This is a genomic window from Terriglobia bacterium, from assembly GCA_020073205.1.
Taxonomy (GTDB): domain Bacteria; phylum Acidobacteriota; class Polarisedimenticolia; order Polarisedimenticolales; family JAIQFR01; genus JAIQFR01.
The window spans coordinates 26,999-41,448 of record JAIQFR010000014.1 but is presented as its reverse complement, the minus strand read 5'-3'; the positions used below and the strand labels follow the sequence as shown (position 1 = coordinate 41,448).

The window sequence follows — 14,450 nt, the reverse complement described above, 5'->3', positions numbered from 1 at the left end:
TTTCCCGGCCGGCCCCTCCGCCTCGGGTCCGGCACCGGTCAAGGAGGGTACCATGTCGAGGAAGGCCGTCGTCGCCGCCCTTTGCGTCACGTCCGCCCTGCTGCTCACGGTCCTGCTGCCGGTCGGCACGGCGGTCTCGCAGCAGGGGAACCAGGGGATCCGCCAGGTCATCGTCACGAATTTTCCCGACCTGCAGAAGGTCGAAGGGGAGGTCACGATACGCGGGCCGATCCGTCAGGCAAGCCAGGTGGTCCTCAAGGACGTCGTGGTTCCCCCTGTGGGCCCCAAGGACACGCAACGGCTGATCCAGGCCGGGACGGTCTCCGTGGACGGTTTCTCCCAGATCGTCCTGAGCCTCGAGGGGCAGATCAAGGGCGAGGTGGTCCGCCCGGGCACCGTCGGCGCGATCCTCCTCCCCGAGGAGGACGCGATCGTGAGGGCGTTCGAGGAGAAGGGGGAGATGCAGTTTCCGCTGGAGGTCACGGCGCCCACGGCTCCCGGCGGATCCCCGTACTTCGCGTCGAGCCAGCCCGTCCTGAGGGTGGGCTTCCCCCGGTACCGGGTCTTGCTCTATAACACCAGCGCGAAGACGGTCAGCGTGACCCTCTACGCGTACCTGACGAGCTGATGGAAGGTCCCGGGCACGAAGGCGCTCTTCTCGCCGCGTTCTTCCTGGCGCGGCCGAACCGCTTCACGGTGGAGGCGGTGCTGCGCGACGGGCGCCGCGTCGCCGCGCACCTTGCGGACCCCGGCCGCCTGAAGGAGCTCCTGATTCCCGGCGCCCCGCTCCGCCTTCGGCCCGTTCCCGAAGGCGGGCCCCGCAGGACCCGGTTCACCGTGGCGCTGGTCCGGTCCCCCGTGCGTCCCTTCGCGTGGGTGTCCGTGGACACCACCCTGCCGAACCGCCTCGCCGAGGAGCTCCTGTGGCGCGGCGACGTCGAGGGCATCGGGCAGGTCCTGACCTTGCGGCGCGAGTACGAGCATGCCTTCAGCCGGTTCGATTTCCTCCTGGCCCTCAAGGACGGCGCCCCGATGCTGGTCGAGGTGAAATCGGTGACGCTGGTCGAGGGCGGGGTGGCGCGGTTCCCCGACGCCCCCACCGCCCGCGGCGCGCGGCACGTCCGGGAGCTGGCGGAGTACGTCCGCTCCGGCGGGTCCGCCCTGTTGTTGTTCGTGGTGCAGCGGGAGGACGCGGTCCGCGTCGAGCCGAACCCGTCGACGGACCCGGGGTTCGCCGAGGCGCTGGCCGCCGCCGCCGAGGCGGGCGTGCTCGTCCGGGCGGCCCGCTTCCGCCTCGAGGCGGACGGCGGTCCGGCCTACCTGGGTCCCCTCCCCGTCCGCGTCGTCCCGTTTGCCAAACCGGACCGCGCTCCTCTATAAGAGGGCCTTCCGCACCCGCGGCTCTCGAGGAGACCGACATGCGCGATCGACGACGTCCCTCGCCGCTCACCTTTCTTGCGGCGCTTGCCGCGCTCGTCGCCGCCACCGCGCCGCGCGCCCAGGAGCCTCCAGCTCCGTCGAACGACGGAGAGCTGCGGGCGCTCGTGGAGAAGTCCGGGAGCTCCAGGGACAACGCCGGCGCCGATCTCGTGACCGTGTTCAAGCGCACGCGCGTCGAGGTGGAGCCCTCCGGCCTCGGGCACATTCACGAGTGGCAGCTCCTGAAGTGCCTCACCGAGAAGGGGGCCGCGCAGCTGGCGCGGCTAAGGCTCGACTTCGACCCGACGTCGAACCTCGTCGAGGTCCGCTCGCTCCGCGTGCTGCGCAAGGGCGGCGCGGTCGAGACGATTCCGCCGGACCGCGCCGTGGACCTCCCCCAGCCGCAGGACGCGATCTACTGGGGGGCGCGGATGAAGCTCGTGCCGATACCGCGCCTCGACGTCGGCGATGCGCTCGAGGTCAGGACGTACATGAAGGGGTTCCTGATCGCCTATCTCGACGAGATGGGCGCCGCGGGGGAAGCCGGGGCCGGCGCGGACGACCAGCGGTACGTCCCCCCCATGCGCGGCCACTTCTACGACGTGGTGTTCTTCCAGGACGCGGTCCCCGTGAAGCTCCGTCACTACGAGCTGACGACGCCGCGGGACAAGCCCGTCCAGTTCGAGACCTACGGCGGCGAGGTCAAGACCTACGTGTCGTTCGACGACGCCCACCTCACGTACCGGTTCTGGAAGGAGGACCTCCCCGCGTTCCACGCGGAGGCGCGGGGCGTGGCCGCATCGGACGTGGAGCCGAAGGTCGTGCTGGCCACCGTTCCCTCGTGGCCGGAGAAGTCCCGCTGGTTCGCGGAGGTCAACGACCCGCAGTTCGGCGCGGACGGCGCCATTCGCGAGAAGGTGGCCGAGCTGACCCGCGGCCTCGCGACCGAGGAGGAGAAGGTCGCCGCCATCGTCCACTGGGCCGCGGACAACATCCGCTATTCCGGGATCACCATGGGGAAGGGAGAGGGGTACACGCTCCACCCCGGGCCGATGATCTTCGCGGACCGATCCGGAGTCTGCAAGGACAAGGCGGGGATGGCGATCACCATGCTCCGCGCCGCGGGGTACACGGCGTACCCGGCGATGACCATGGCCGGGGCGAAGGTGGAGAGGATCCCCGCCGACCAGTTCAACCACTGCGTGGTCGCCCGGAAGAAGGCGGACGGCGGGTTCGAGCTGCTCGACCCCACCTGGGTCGTCTTCTCTCCCGAGGTCTGGTCGAGCGCCGAGGGGGAGCAGAACTACGTGATCGGCACTCCCGGGGGTGAGGAGCTCGGCAAGACGCCCGCGTTCGACCCGGCCGCCAACAAGATCCGGATCGAATCGTCGGCCGCGCTCGACGCCCAGGGAAATCTCTCCGGAACGCTCACGATCTCGGGGCTCGGCGTCGCCGACCAGCGTCTCCGGCGCGAGATGGTCCACGCGTCCACGGCCCGCGACCGGCAGGCGTGGTTCGAGGAGGTCGTCGCCCACCTCGGCTCGGGGGCTTCCGTGGAGAGGGTGCACGTCGACTACGCCGCGCTCCAGGACGTGAGCGCCCCGGTGCGCTTCGAGGTGCGCTACCGTGTGCCGGGGTACGCCCTCCTCGCGGGGAACGACCTGATCGTCGTCCCGCCGGCGTCGCGCCATCCCGTCGCCCAGCCCTCCCTCGCGCCGTACCTCTACGCGGCGGACGACGCGACGAGAACGCAGGCGATCCAGCTCGGAGCGCCGAGGATGATGGAAGTGTCCGAGACGCTCACGCTCCCCGCGAGCTTCCGGGTGGTCACGCTCCCGAAGGACCGGAGCCTCGACGGCAAGGCGGCGTCGCTCACGACACACTCCGAGGTCCGGGACGGCAAGCTCGTCACCACGTACCGGCTGACTGTAAAGCGGCGGGAGGTGCCGGTTTCCGACTACGGCAACTTCCGCGAGGTCGTCCGCGAGGCCAAGGCCATGCTCGACGATCCCGCCGTCTTCGCGAGAGGGAGGTAAGCCATGCCGAAGATCGCCGCGATCGCGCTCCTCGCCGCCGTGGCCCTCGCGGCGCAGCCGCCCGCAACGGGCGCCGCGCCCGGCAGCGTCCCCGATTGGATCGCCGACGCCCCCGGGCGCGATGCACGGCCCGACGACGACGGCCTGATGCTCCGGCAGCACCTCGCCCTCACCCTCGGCGCCGACGGGAGGGTCGTGCGGCGCAGCGAGACGGCCGTCAAGATGCTGGAGGAATGGGTCTCCCGGCACGGGTACTTCGATCCCCGCATCGACTGGAACGACGCCCGCTCCGAGATGCGCGTCGAGCAGGCCCGCACCTACATGAAAGACGGGACGGTCCGGGACGCGAAGGAGAACAGCCTCGTCGCCAACACCGCGCCGGAGCTGCAGTGGGCGGTGCCTTACGCGTACCTGCGCCAGATGGTGGTGCCCCAAGTCGGCGTCGAGCACGGCGCGACGTCCGTGCTCGCGTATACGGTCTCCGATCGGAGCCCCTCCGGCGTGCCGCTCTGGGGGACGGTGGAGCTCCGCGGCGATCTCCCGGTGCTGGACCAGTCCTTGACGATCGAGGTTCCCGAGGGCACGCCTTTCCGTTGGGGGGCGGTGCGGGCTCGGCTCACCCCGGAGACGGCGCCCCGCGGCGGGAGCGTCTCCACCACGTTCCGCCGGCGGGACGTCCCGGCCGCGAGCCTGGCGGAGCTGCCGTCGGGCCGCGCCGGGGTCGAGAGGCTCGTGTACAGCACCGCGCGGAGCTGGCCCGAAGCCCGCGCGTGGCTCGAGAAGCGCGTCGAGGCGGCGATCGCTCCCGACGCGTCGGTGAAGGCCAAGGCCGAGGAGATCGCCGGGGGTAGCGCGCTCCCCGAGGAGAGGATCTCGCGGGTCCACGGGTTCGTCGTGGACGGGCTCCAGACCGTCGCGTGGCCGGTCGCGGCGTTCGACTACGCGGTCCGGCCGGCGAGCGAGGTGCTGAAGTCCAGCGTCGGCCATCCCCTGGACAAGGCGGTGCTGCTGGCGGCGATGCTCCGCGCCCTGGGGCTCGAGGCCAGGATCGCCCTGGCCGCATCGGAGCGCGAGATCGCGAGGGACGTCCCCTGCCTGCCTCAGCTCGACGAGGTCTGGGTCGAGGTCCGATCGGGACCGCACGCGGTCTGGCTCGACCCGGCCGCAGGGCTCGACCGGCGCAACCGCGCGAGCTTGGCGGGGCGCGCGGTCCTCCGGCTGGACGGGGCCTCGGAGGCGCCGGAGACCCAGCCGGAACTCGATCCCCTCTCGAATCGCGCCGTGCTCCGCGCCGAGATCGCCGCCGCGGCGTCGGACCGCGAGGTCGGTCTCTCGGGGTCGGCCGACCTGGACCTCGGCGGCCTCTACAACCCGCTGGTGGCGTTCGACCGCTCCGAGGACCGCGAGACGCCCGTCGCGGCGCGGGTGGCATCGGCCTTCGGCGGCGCGAAGGCGAAGGACGTCTTCGTCGGCCACCGGAGCGCGGAGCTGAGCGCGATTCGCACGACGATCGCCGGCGGCTCGCTTCCGTTCGCGCCCTCGGGACTCGCGCGCCTCACTCTCCCCCGCGTGCCCGGCGCGATCTCCGGCGCGGCGCTCCAGGTCCATCGCGGGAAGAGGACGCTTCCGCTGGTGCTCCCCGCTCCCGCCTCGGAGACGGTCGAGGTGGTCCTCGACCTAGGGGAGGGGATCGACGTCGCCGCCCTCCCGGCCGAGGCGACGATCTCGAACGGCGCCGGCTCGCTGGCGCGTACCGTGCGCAGGGACGGTCGGCAGCTGACGCTGCGCACGGAGTTCGTCCTCTCCGGCGCCGTCGTGGAGCCGGAGCGTTACGCGGACCTGAGGGCGCTCGTCTCGACGCTCGAATCCGAGGGCGGCCGGACGGTGCTGCTGCGCCGGAGAGAGTGACGAGCACCCGGCTCAGCCCTCGAAGGCGTCCACCTGCTCCCAGGTGAGGATGCCTTCATCCACCATCTGCTCGTAGACGTCCAGGAAGTCCTCGGAGCTGACCGCTCCGCTTCCGTAGACCGCCTGCTTCGCGGCTTCAAAGGCCTGTTGAGGTGTCATGGTGCGAAGCCGGTCGAGGGTCTCGGGGTCGATGACCGCGGCCATGGCGCCACCTCCTTGCGACAGGTCCCGGAGGCGCGACACCGCCGCCGCCGGGAAGCCGGTGATCGTGGTGTTCCGTGCCGGATGCGATCCAAGTATACGCCGACGACCCGGCCGCGGCCGCCGCGAGGCGCCGGCGCGTCCTGGGAGCGCCCGACCGGCATGCGGGCCTCGACCCCGGCGTAATAGACTGCCGCGGGGCCCGGTGACCGCGGAGAGCAGGTGAGGCGCTTCGACCTGGTGGCGTTCGACGTGGATGGGACCCTCGTGGAGCATCCGGAGGGGAAGACCGTCTGGCAGGTGCTCAACGAGGCGCTCACCGGGAGCGGGGACCGGAATCGCGAGCGGCTCGAAATGTACCACGCGGGCACGCTGTCCTACGCCGACTGGGTGTCGCTCGACATCGGCTCCTGGCGCGACGTGGGGGCGACGCGGGACGGCCTGATCACCGCCTTCGGCCCGCTTCGGCTCGTGGACGGCGCGAGGGAAACGATGGGCGCGCTGAAGCGCGAGGGCGCCCGGCTCGCGGTGATCTCCGGCACCCTCGACCTGCTGCTCGACACGCTGTTTCCCGATCACCCGTTCGACGACGTCTACACGAACCGGCTCGCCTTCGACGAGGCGGGCCGCATCGCGTCCTGGTGGGCGACGCCGTTCGACATGGACGGGAAGGCCGAGGCGCTCCGTGTGATCGCGTCTCGCGAGGGGCTGCCCCTGTCCCGCTGCGCGTTCGTCGGCGACCACTCGAACGACCTGTCGGCCGCTCGGATCGCGGGGTTCACGGTGGCGTTCAACCCGAAGTGCCGCGAGATCGAGGAGATCGCCGGCGCGGTGGTTCGATCGCCGGACCTTCGCGACGTCCTGCCCCATCTGATCGCGGCGGGTTGAGACGCGGGCGGTCCCGATAACGGTTCGCGTGCCGCGCTCGCTCCCCTCGTCATTACCCTCGTGTCGCCGGGGGTGTCACATTTTGGCCGTCGGCGCGGGCGGCCGTTTCGGAACCTCAGGACCTACCCTCCTGCGGGGCTTTGGTGGCCCCTCCCGCTCGGTCGTCCGCGGTCGCGAGGCTGGAGCCGAGAACGAATGCGTCCTTCAAGCATGGCACATGCGTTGCTCCTCCCTGCCCTCGCGACCGACGACGCGCGAGCAACCGCATCGCCGCGCCGGTCGAGGAGGACGCGATGCTGTCGAGATCGGCTCGAGTGGGATGGCTCGAATCGGCGGGGATCCTCGTGGCACTCACGCTCGGCTGCCTTCTCCCCGCGGTCGCATCCGGCGACCGCCTTCTCGTGAACGTGCCCGAGCCGTTCGAGCTCGACGGCCGGATGTTCCCCGCCGGGGTCGTCTCGCTGCGGCACATCGGCGATTACAACCCCACGACCGCGATCGACCGCATCACCGTGGGCGTCGAGGACCTCGGCATGCACATGGCCCAGCGAGTACCGAGGGAGGCGGGGTTCATGGCGGGCTCGGCGGTCTTCGAGCGCAGCCCCAAGGGGCATCTGCTCCTCGTCGGCTACACGACGAGCCGGGACCCCTCGGAGGTCTTCCTCTACCGACACCGGGAACGCGGCGAGACGTTCCGCCTCGCGCTCGCGAGCCGCTGAGCCATCCCACGTCCACCGCGGGTGGAGCGGGCTCGCGCTATTCTGCATACTCCTGGCGTCCCGGCGGGGCTTCCCGCCACGGGGGGAACGGGGTGTTTCTCACGGACGTCCACGCGCACCTCTGTGACGCGGCGTTCGACACGGACCTCGACGCGGTGCTCGAGAGGGCCCATGCGGCCGGGGTCGCCGCGGTGGTCGCCGTCGGCGAGACCCTCGCCGATGCCCGCAAGAACCTCGAGCTGGCCGCGAGGTACTCCGGCACGGTGCTTCCCGCGGCGGGGCTCTACCCCGTCCACCTGGACCGCCCGCAAGCGGACGCGCTCGAGGCGCTCGTGCGCGAAAGGCGGCGGGACCTCGCGGCGATCGGCGAGGTGGGGCTCGACCACTGGAAGGTCCAGGACGGGGCGGCCCGCGAGGTCCAGCGGGAGATCTTCCTGCGCTTCGTCGCCCTCTCGATCGAGCTCGACCTGCCCCTGAACGTCCACTCGCGCTCGGCGTCGCGAGACGCGGTGGCGCTCCTGCTCGCCCGCGGGGCGCGCCGCGTCGTTCTCCACGCGTTCGATGGCAAGGTCAGGACGGCCCTACCCGCGGTGGAGGCCGGTTACTACTTTTCGATCCCCCCGTCGATCGTCCGGTCTCCCCAGAAACAGAAGCTCGCGAAACACCTTCCCCTGTCCTGCCTCCTGCTCGAGACCGACAGTCCCGTGCTGGGGCCCGCGGCGGGGGAGCGAAACGAGCCGGCGAACCTCGCGGTCGCCCTGGCGGCCGTGGCCGGGATCAAGGACGTTTCCGTGGAGGAGGTCGCCGAGTCGGTGACCGAGAACGCCCGCCGTCTTTTCGGGATCACCCGCCCGTGACGGGTCGGGATCGCCCCCCCCTCAGCGTAGGATGCGCGACGCCCTGAGGAGGGCGCAGATCGACTTGGCGTCCTGGATCTCGCCGGTTTCGGCCCACGAGACCGCGCGTTCGAGGGGGACGCGCTCGACCGTGAGCACCTCGTCGTTCTGGAGGTCCTGTCTCGTGGGGGCCAGGCCGCGGGCGACGTAGAGCCAGATCCTCTCGTCGGTGAAGCCGGGCGTCGTCCAGATCCAGCCGAGAGGAAGGAGCTCGCCCGGCCGGTAGCCCGTCTCCTCCTCGACCTCGCGGCGCGCGCACGTCTCGGGAGCTTCGCCGGGATCGAGCTTGCCCGCGGGAACCTCCAGGAGGTAGCCGCCGGTCGCGTGCCGGTACTGGCGGATCAGGAGGGCGTTCCCGGCGTCGTCCACCGGGACCACGGCCGCGGCCCCGGGATGCCGGATCAGCTCCAGCTCGCAGACGTTGCCGTTGGGCAGGCGGATCCGCTCGACCGAGAGATCGACCACGCGCCCCTTGAACACGCCGCGTTTTTCGAGGACCTCGGTCTCGTCCATGCTCGCTCCCCCGGGCTCGGCCCGGCACGAGGCTTCATTATGCAGCCGCGCCTTGCGGGGTGGTGATCCGGGCGGTGCCCCGGCGATAATGGACCTCCGGGTTCCCGAAGGACGTCCGATTGGAAGACGAACCGATCTACCTCGATTTCAATGCCACGACCCCGGTGGCGGAGGAAGTCCTCGATGCGGTCCGAGCCGCGTTGCGGGACGCCTGGGGAAACCCGTCGTCGGCCCACCGTTACGGGACGCGAGCGAGGGAGGCGGTCGAAGAGGCCCGGGATCGGGTCGCATCGCTCCTCGGCGCCCGCCCGGACGAGATCGTGTTCACCAGCGGAGGCACCGAGTCCGACAACGCGGCGGTGATCGGCGTCGCGGAAGCGCTCGAGCGGCGCGGACGGCACCTCGTGATCTCCGCGATCGAGCATCCGGCCGTCGAGGAAGCTGCCAGGTACCTCGAGGGGCGCGGCTGGTCGGTGAGCCGTGTCCGAGTTGATTCCGACGGGCGAGTCGCCCCGGCGGAGATCGAGGCGGCGCTTCGTCCCGAAACGGTCCTGGTTTCGCTGATGCACGCGAACAACGAGACCGGGGTCGTGCAGCCGGTCCGGGAAGCCGCCGCGGTCGCCCGGGCGCGCGGCATCCCGGTGCACACGGACGCGGCGCAATCCGTCGGGAAGATCCCCGTGAGAACCGACGACCTGGGGGTCGATCTGCTGACCGTGGCCGGGCACAAGCTCTACGCCCCGAAGGGAATCGGCGCGCTCTACCTCCGCCGGGGAACGCCCTTCGCCGGGTTCCTGAGGGGCGCCGGCCACGAGGCGGGCCGCCGCGCCGGCACGGAGAACATCCCCGGGATCGTCGGACTCGGTGCCGCCTGTGCTCTCGCCTCCCGGGAGATCGGAGAACGCGCCGCGCGCCTCGCAACGACGCGCGACCGGCTCCAGGCCGCGCTGCGGGCCCGTTTCCCGAGCCTCGTGGTGCACGGCGCGCACGCCGACCGGCTCCCCAACACCCTGTCCGCCGCGATTCCCGGGGTGGACGCGAACACGCTCCTCGCCGGGCTCGAAGGGGTTGCGGCTTCGGCGGGCGCGGCCTGCCATTCGGGCGGCACGGAGCCGTCGCGAGTCCTCCTCGCCATGGGTGTCGATCCCGACGTGGCGCGCTGCACCCTGCGTCTCACCACGGGGCGCACGACCACCCTCGAGCAGGTGGATCTGGCCGCGGAGCGGATCGCCTCGGCGGCGGCATCGATCGGGTAGGTTCGGGGTCAGGGACGCGAAGGGCGGGGACGTCGCCCCGCCCTCTCCGGCGTCGTACGCTCACGAGCGGCTGCCGGGTTACTCCGTCTTCAGGATGCAGTCCACCGGGCAGACAGGGATGCACTTGCTGTCCCCATCTTCCTTGCACTCGGTGCACTTCGAGGCGTCGATCACGTACCGGTCGTCTCCCTCGGTGATCGCCTCGCGCGGGCACTCCGGCTCACAAGCGCCGCAGTTGATGCACTCTTCGGTGATCATCATGGCCATGGAACGTCTCTCCTCTCGGCCGGCATCCGGTGCGGGCCGCCTCCCCTGCCGGCTGTCCGGGAAGCGGGCGACCAACATACCGCACCGAGGAAACCGCCGAGGTCATCGCGGCGACCTAAGTCAAGTGTTTCGAATAGCTTAACTGGACAACAATTGTCCTCAATCGTGGCGATTGCGAGAGGCTGACGGCGCCGGTACAGTACGCGGGCGGCGCTCAGCACGTTCGGTGACGAGGGGATTCCCAGCATGAGCCGGCAGGTGTTCCACGACGGCCAGGGGGCCTTGAGGATCCGGTTCTCCTTCGATCGCCGGCTCGTGGACCTGGTGAAGACGCTTCCTAACCGGCGCTGGAACGCCGTCGAGAAGTACTGGTGGGTTCCCGAGGGGGATGTGGTCCCGCTCGTGGACCTCCTAGGCCCCGAGGGATTCGACCTCGACGAAGCCACCCGTTCCCTCTACCTGGGGCAAGGCGGGACGCGTGCGATCGAGTCGCCTGCGCGGTCCGCGGCCGGGCCGGCGCCGCCGGGGCTTTTCGAGGCGGCGGCCGACGGCGGGGATCCCCTGCCTGCGGCCGGTCCGTCTCGCGGCGCGGCCGACGACTACACCGTGTCGCGGCTCAACCTCGAGGCGAAGCGCGCCCTGGCCGCCGTCTTCCCCGCTCCGGTCTGGCTCGTGGGCGAAATCAGCGGATTCAACAAGAGCGCGCACCGCCGCATCGTCGGGTTCCACCTGGTCGAGCGTGACCCCGCGGGCCGCTCGGTCGCGGAGGTGAACTCGGTCCTCTTCGACGAGGCCCGCCAGGAGATCGAGGCGAGGCTCGCCGCCGCGGGAGGACCGTTCCGGCTCGAGGACGAGGTGACGGTCCGCGTCCGCGGGAGCGTCGAGCTGTACGAGCCCTGGGGGCAATTCCGCTTCCGGGTGGTGGAGATCGACATCGGATACACCCTCGGCGAGGCGGCGCGCCGGCGCGAGGAGATCGTGCGCCGGCTGACCGCGCTGGGGGTCCTGGGGCTCAACACGTCGCTCCCGTTCCCCGTCCTCCCGCTGCGCGTGGGGCTCGTCACGAGCCTCGGCTCCGACGCGTTCAACGACGTGGTCCGCACGCTCCAGGAGTCGGGGTTCGCGTTCCGTGTGACGGTGCACGGCGCTCGGGTCCAGGGACGCTCCACCGAGCCGTCGGTCCTGAACGCGCTGGACTGGTTCCGCCGGCGATTGGCCGAGTTCGACGTCGTGATGATCTGTCGGGGCGGCGGCTCCCGCACCGATCTCGCGTGGTTCGACTCCGAGCCGCTGGGCCGGGCGGTGGCGGCGTTCCCGCTCCCGGTCCTGATCGGGATCGGGCACGAGCAGGACCAGTCGGTGCTGGACTTCGTGGGTTGGCGCTCGAAGACGCCGACGGCGGCCGCGGCACGCCTGGTGGACCGGGTCCGCGAGACCGAGGAGAGGATCGAGGCCGCCGCCCGCGCGATCCTCGGGGGTGCGGCCGACGTCACGCGCGAGGAGGCCCAGGCGCTCGCCGACCGGACGCGGCGCCTGGCCCACGCGGCGCGCGGCCTCCTGGAGCGGGAGGCGACCGAGCTGGCCCACGTGAGGATGCGCGCGGTCCGCGCCACGAGGTCCCTCCTCGCGGCGGCGTTGGGCGATGTCGCGCGCCGCGCCGCCGCGCTCCCCCGAGCCGCGCTGCTCCTGCTCGAGCGCCGGCGCATGATGCTCGCGCAGTCCGGGAGGCAGGTGGTTCAAGGCGCGCGGAGGGACCTGGCCGCGGCCGCGAGGACGGTCACGGAACTCGCCGCCGCGCTCGGCCCGCGAGGGCTGCGGCGGCTCGGGCTCGAGGCGGAGCGAACCGACGGCCGCGCGCGTCGGCTGCACCTCGTGGATCCGCGGCGGGTGGTGGAGCGCGGATACGCGATCCTCAGGGTCGCGGCAGGGGGGGTGCTCACGGAGGCCGCGGCCGCTCCGGCGGGGACCTCGGTCCTCGCGGAGCTCAAGCGGGGACGGCTCACGCTGCGCTCCCTCGGGAGCGAGGCGGAGGAAGGCGGGGGGTAGGCGAATGGCGAAGTCCACGAAGGCGGCGAAGGAGCTCTCCTACGGCGAGGCGGCGGCCCGCCTCGAGGAGATCCTCGGGAAGATCGAGGAGGGGCAGGTGGACATCGACGAGCTCTCGGGCCTGGTCAAGGAGGCCGCGGAGCTCGCGACGCTCTGCCGCGAGAAGATCCACGCCGCCGAGGTGCAGGTCCGCACCATCACGGAGCAGCTCGAACGCGAGACGCCCGCCGAGGCGGCGGCGGAGGGCGGCGAGGAGCCGCCTTTCTAGATGGCCGGCGGCGAGATGTTCCGCGGGCGCCTCGTGATGGCGCCGATGGCGCGTGGGACCGATCTCCCGTTTCGCCGGCTCGCGGCGGAATGGGGCGCCGAGGTGGTCCTCGGCGAGATGGCGTACGCGCACAAGGTCGCGAAGCGGGAGCGGAGCGAGTTGGCGCTTCTGAGGCGCCATCCCTCGGAGCGGAATTTCGGGGCTCAGGTCGCGGGGAAGCACCCGGAGGCGGTGGCCGAGGCCGCGCGGATCGCGGCGGATCTCGGCGCGGACTTCGTGGACCTGAACCTCGGCTGCCCGACCGACGAGGTCACGAGGCGCGGGTTCGGCGCGGCCCTCCTCGAGAGACCCTCGAGGGTCGCGGCGCTCGTCGCCGCGATGAAGGCCGCGGTGCCGGTTCCGGTCACGGTGAAGATGCGGCTCGGCTGGTCCGAGGACCGGCCGACGGCGCTCAAGATCGCGCTCGCGGCGCAGGACGCGGGGGCGGACGCGGTGACGCTGCACCCGAGGAGCCGGGCACAGCGATACCGCCGCGCGGCGGATTGGAACGTCGTCCGCGAGCTGGCGGAGCGCCTCACGGTTCCCGTGATCGGGAACGGGGACGTCATGACCTGGCGCGACGCCGCGCGGCGGATGGAGGAGAGCGGCTGCGCCTCGGTGATGGTGGGACGCTGGGCGCTGGCGAAGCCGTGGATCTTCCGGGAGTTCGCCGAGCGGCGGGACATCGTCCCGGGGCCCGACGAGCGCCTGTCGGTGGTACGGCGCTATGCCGAGCTGTGCCTCGAGCACTTCGGCTCCGACGAGCGCGGGCGGACCCGCGCCCGTCAGTTCCTGACGTTCCACCAGGACTTCTTCCGGCGCTACCGGCGCGGAGCCGGCCTCGAGGCGGTCAACTCGGACGACCCCCGGGAGTGGGGCGCGCAGCCTACCGGCGAGATCGAAGAGTGGCTCTGCCGAGCCGACCTGCCCGCCACCGAGGCGCTGTGCGATTGGCTCGTGGACGGCCTCCCCCCGGCTCCTCCGCCCCCGGCGGGACCGGACGCGCCGCGCGCGTTCAAGGCCGCGGTGCTCGGCTGATCCCCGTGCCCTCGCGCGAGCCGCGTCCGGATGAGAGAATGGGCCGCTCGATCGGAACAGGAGGTCCAGCCATGCTCTCGAGGTCGGCGGTTCTCGTGGTCCTCTCCTCCGCGCTCCTCTCCGTCGCCGCGTCGTGCGGCGGCGGTGCAGGGGCCCCGCATCTCGAGACGCGAGAGGAGCCCATCGCCGCCTCGGCGCAGCAGCCGCCCCCCGTCTCGGCCCCGGCGGCTCCATCCCACGACGCGGCAGGCCAGCTTCCTCCCGGCCACCCGCCGATCGAAGGGACGCCTCAGCCGACGGCGACCCTCGTCCCTCCGGCGCCCGGCGCCGGGACCGGCGCGACGGCTCTGGTCTGGACGGCGCCGAAGGACTGGATCGAGGAGCCGCCCTCGTCGCCGATGCGCAAGGCGCAATACCGGGTCCCCGGACCCGGCGGCGACGGCGAGTGCGTGGTCTTCTACTTCGGCCCCGGGCAGGGTGGCGACCCGCAGTCGAACGTGGAGCGCTGGGCGTCCCAGTTCAAGAAGGCCGACGGGAGCCCGGCGAAGGGCGAGGCGAAGATGTCGGCATTCGACGTCGGCAACCTCAAGGTGATCGAGGTGGAGGTCGCGGGCACCTACTCGGGCGGCATGACGATGGGGATGGGCGCCGCCGAGGAGAAGCCGGGCCACATGTTGCTCGGCGCGATCGCCGAAGGCCCCGACGCGAATTGGTTCTTCAAGCTCACCGCTCCGGAGAAGACCGCCCGCGCCCAGCGAGCGGCGTTCGAGCGGATGGTGAAGTCCCTGAGAAAGGGGGCGTGAGGGCCGCCCACTTCATTCGAGAACGTGCCTTCCTTCCCGCGCTCGGATCTCCGTCCGCCAATCCGCCCAACGCCTGCCGGTGCTCGCGCGTCTGTTAGAGTGTGGAACAGATTCTGACGGCGAGCCGCGACACCCTCGATGCCGCGGAGGTGG

General features: G+C 71.7%; 15 protein-coding genes. 12 read left to right on the top strand and 3 right to left on the bottom strand.

From position 1 onward, the window contains the following. Window positions 1–52 precede the first annotated feature (52 nt). From LAO51_04975 to LAO51_04960, 4 genes are read left to right on the top strand one after another with little or no spacing between them, the layout of a single operon-like run. Window positions 53–628, top strand: a complete 576-nt coding sequence (locus LAO51_04975) for a hypothetical protein (GenBank protein MBZ5638096.1) — start codon at window positions 53–55, stop codon at window positions 626–628. Further along, window positions 628–1,380, top strand: coding sequence for a DNA/RNA nuclease SfsA (gene sfsA, locus LAO51_04970; GenBank protein MBZ5638095.1), 753 nt, complete (start codon window positions 628–630; stop codon window positions 1,378–1,380). Before LAO51_04975 ends, sfsA begins: the two co-directional genes overlap by 1 nt. A 38-nt stretch (window positions 1,381–1,418) precedes the next feature. Then, entirely contained in the window at window positions 1,419–3,455 is a 2,037-nt protein-coding gene (locus LAO51_04965; protein ID MBZ5638094.1) for a DUF3857 domain-containing protein, read from the top strand. A 3-nt stretch (window positions 3,456–3,458) separates the two neighbouring features. Beyond that, entirely contained in the window at window positions 3,459–5,363 is a 1,905-nt protein-coding gene (locus LAO51_04960) for a DUF3858 domain-containing protein (GenBank protein ID MBZ5638093.1), read from the top strand. A 12-nt stretch (window positions 5,364–5,375) separates the two neighbouring features. Here LAO51_04960 and LAO51_04955 read toward each other — a convergent pair whose 3' ends face one another. Beyond that, a complete protein-coding gene (locus LAO51_04955) occupies window positions 5,376–5,567 on the bottom strand; it encodes a hypothetical protein (GenBank protein ID MBZ5638092.1) in 192 nt (63 codons plus the stop codon). Window positions 5,568–5,786: 219 nt separating this feature from the next. Here LAO51_04955 and LAO51_04950 point away from each other — a divergent pair, with 219 nt between their 5' ends. The 3 genes from LAO51_04950 (at window position 5,787) to LAO51_04940 (ending at window position 8,028) form a co-directional block, all read left to right on the top strand. Beyond that, window positions 5,787–6,452 (top strand): HAD-IB family phosphatase, encoded by a 666-nt coding sequence (locus LAO51_04950; GenBank protein MBZ5638091.1) that lies wholly within the window; start codon window positions 5,787–5,789, stop codon window positions 6,450–6,452. Window positions 6,453–6,745: 293 nt separating this feature from the next. Continuing rightward, on the top strand, window positions 6,746–7,171 hold the full coding sequence (locus tag LAO51_04945) for a hypothetical protein (GenBank protein MBZ5638090.1): 426 nt from the start codon (window positions 6,746–6,748) through the stop codon (window positions 7,169–7,171). A 92-nt stretch (window positions 7,172–7,263) separates the two neighbouring features. Continuing rightward, window positions 7,264–8,028, top strand: coding sequence for a TatD family hydrolase (locus LAO51_04940; protein MBZ5638089.1), 765 nt, complete (start codon window positions 7,264–7,266; stop codon window positions 8,026–8,028). A gap of 21 nt (window positions 8,029–8,049) precedes the next feature. On the opposite strand, the gene LAO51_04935 is transcribed toward LAO51_04940, so the two are convergent. Beyond that, window positions 8,050–8,580: an NUDIX hydrolase gene (locus LAO51_04935; protein MBZ5638088.1), complete on the bottom strand. Its 531-nt coding sequence runs from the start codon at window positions 8,578–8,580 to the stop codon at window positions 8,050–8,052. A gap of 119 nt (window positions 8,581–8,699) precedes the next feature. Between LAO51_04935 and LAO51_04930 the strand changes: the two genes are divergently transcribed. Then, window positions 8,700–9,836 carry a cysteine desulfurase gene (locus LAO51_04930; GenBank protein MBZ5638087.1) on the top strand — a complete coding sequence of 379 codons (1,137 nt, stop codon included), beginning with the start codon at window positions 8,700–8,702 and terminating at the stop codon, window positions 9,834–9,836. Between the two features lie 78 nt (window positions 9,837–9,914). Here LAO51_04930 and LAO51_04925 read toward each other — a convergent pair whose 3' ends face one another. After that, window positions 9,915–10,103, bottom strand: coding sequence for a 4Fe-4S binding protein (locus tag LAO51_04925; GenBank protein MBZ5638086.1), 189 nt, complete (start codon window positions 10,101–10,103; stop codon window positions 9,915–9,917). Between the two features lie 246 nt (window positions 10,104–10,349). Between LAO51_04925 and xseA the strand changes: the two genes are divergently transcribed. The 4 genes from xseA to LAO51_04905 all read left to right on the top strand — a co-directional run bounded on the left by xseA (window position 10,350) and on the right by LAO51_04905 (window position 14,297). Beyond that, window positions 10,350–12,149, top strand: a complete 1,800-nt coding sequence (xseA, locus tag LAO51_04920) for an exodeoxyribonuclease VII large subunit (protein MBZ5638085.1) — start codon at window positions 10,350–10,352, stop codon at window positions 12,147–12,149. 4 nt (window positions 12,150–12,153) lie between these two features. Further along, complete coding sequence (xseB, locus tag LAO51_04915; protein ID MBZ5638084.1) at window positions 12,154–12,417, top strand: exodeoxyribonuclease VII small subunit; 264 nt, start codon at window positions 12,154–12,156, stop codon at window positions 12,415–12,417. Next, on the top strand, window positions 12,418–13,494 hold the full coding sequence (locus LAO51_04910; GenBank protein ID MBZ5638083.1) for a tRNA-dihydrouridine synthase family protein: 1,077 nt from the start codon (window positions 12,418–12,420) through the stop codon (window positions 13,492–13,494). 71 nt (window positions 13,495–13,565) lie between these two features. Next, window positions 13,566–14,297: a hypothetical protein gene (locus LAO51_04905; protein MBZ5638082.1), complete on the top strand. Its 732-nt coding sequence runs from the start codon at window positions 13,566–13,568 to the stop codon at window positions 14,295–14,297. Window positions 14,298–14,450 lie beyond the last annotated feature (153 nt).

Bases quoted from the DNA above. Each gene is read 5' to 3' on its own strand.
- LAO51_04945 (MBZ5638090.1), top strand. From the start codon at position 6,746: ATGCTGTCGAGATCGGCTCGAGTGGGATGGCTCGAATCGGCGGGGATC.
- sfsA (MBZ5638095.1), top strand. From the start codon at position 628: ATGGAAGGTCCCGGGCACGAAGGCGCTCTTCTCGCCGCGTTCTTCCTG.
- LAO51_04955 (MBZ5638092.1), bottom strand. From the start codon at position 5,567: ATGGCCGCGGTCATCGACCCCGAGACCCTCGACCGGCTTCGCACCATG.
- LAO51_04975 (MBZ5638096.1), top strand. From the start codon at position 53: ATGTCGAGGAAGGCCGTCGTCGCCGCCCTTTGCGTCACGTCCGCCCTG.
- LAO51_04910 (MBZ5638083.1), top strand. From the start codon at position 12,418: ATGGCCGGCGGCGAGATGTTCCGCGGGCGCCTCGTGATGGCGCCGATG.
- LAO51_04925 (MBZ5638086.1), bottom strand. From the start codon at position 10,103: ATGGCCATGATGATCACCGAAGAGTGCATCAACTGCGGCGCTTGTGAG.
- LAO51_04905 (MBZ5638082.1), top strand. From the start codon at position 13,566: ATGCTCTCGAGGTCGGCGGTTCTCGTGGTCCTCTCCTCCGCGCTCCTC.
- xseA (MBZ5638085.1), top strand. From the start codon at position 10,350: ATGAGCCGGCAGGTGTTCCACGACGGCCAGGGGGCCTTGAGGATCCGG.
- LAO51_04960 (MBZ5638093.1), top strand. From the start codon at position 3,459: ATGCCGAAGATCGCCGCGATCGCGCTCCTCGCCGCCGTGGCCCTCGCG.
- LAO51_04935 (MBZ5638088.1), bottom strand. From the start codon at position 8,580: ATGGACGAGACCGAGGTCCTCGAAAAACGCGGCGTGTTCAAGGGGCGC.
- LAO51_04965 (MBZ5638094.1), top strand. From the start codon at position 1,419: ATGCGCGATCGACGACGTCCCTCGCCGCTCACCTTTCTTGCGGCGCTT.
- xseB (MBZ5638084.1), top strand. From the start codon at position 12,154: ATGGCGAAGTCCACGAAGGCGGCGAAGGAGCTCTCCTACGGCGAGGCG.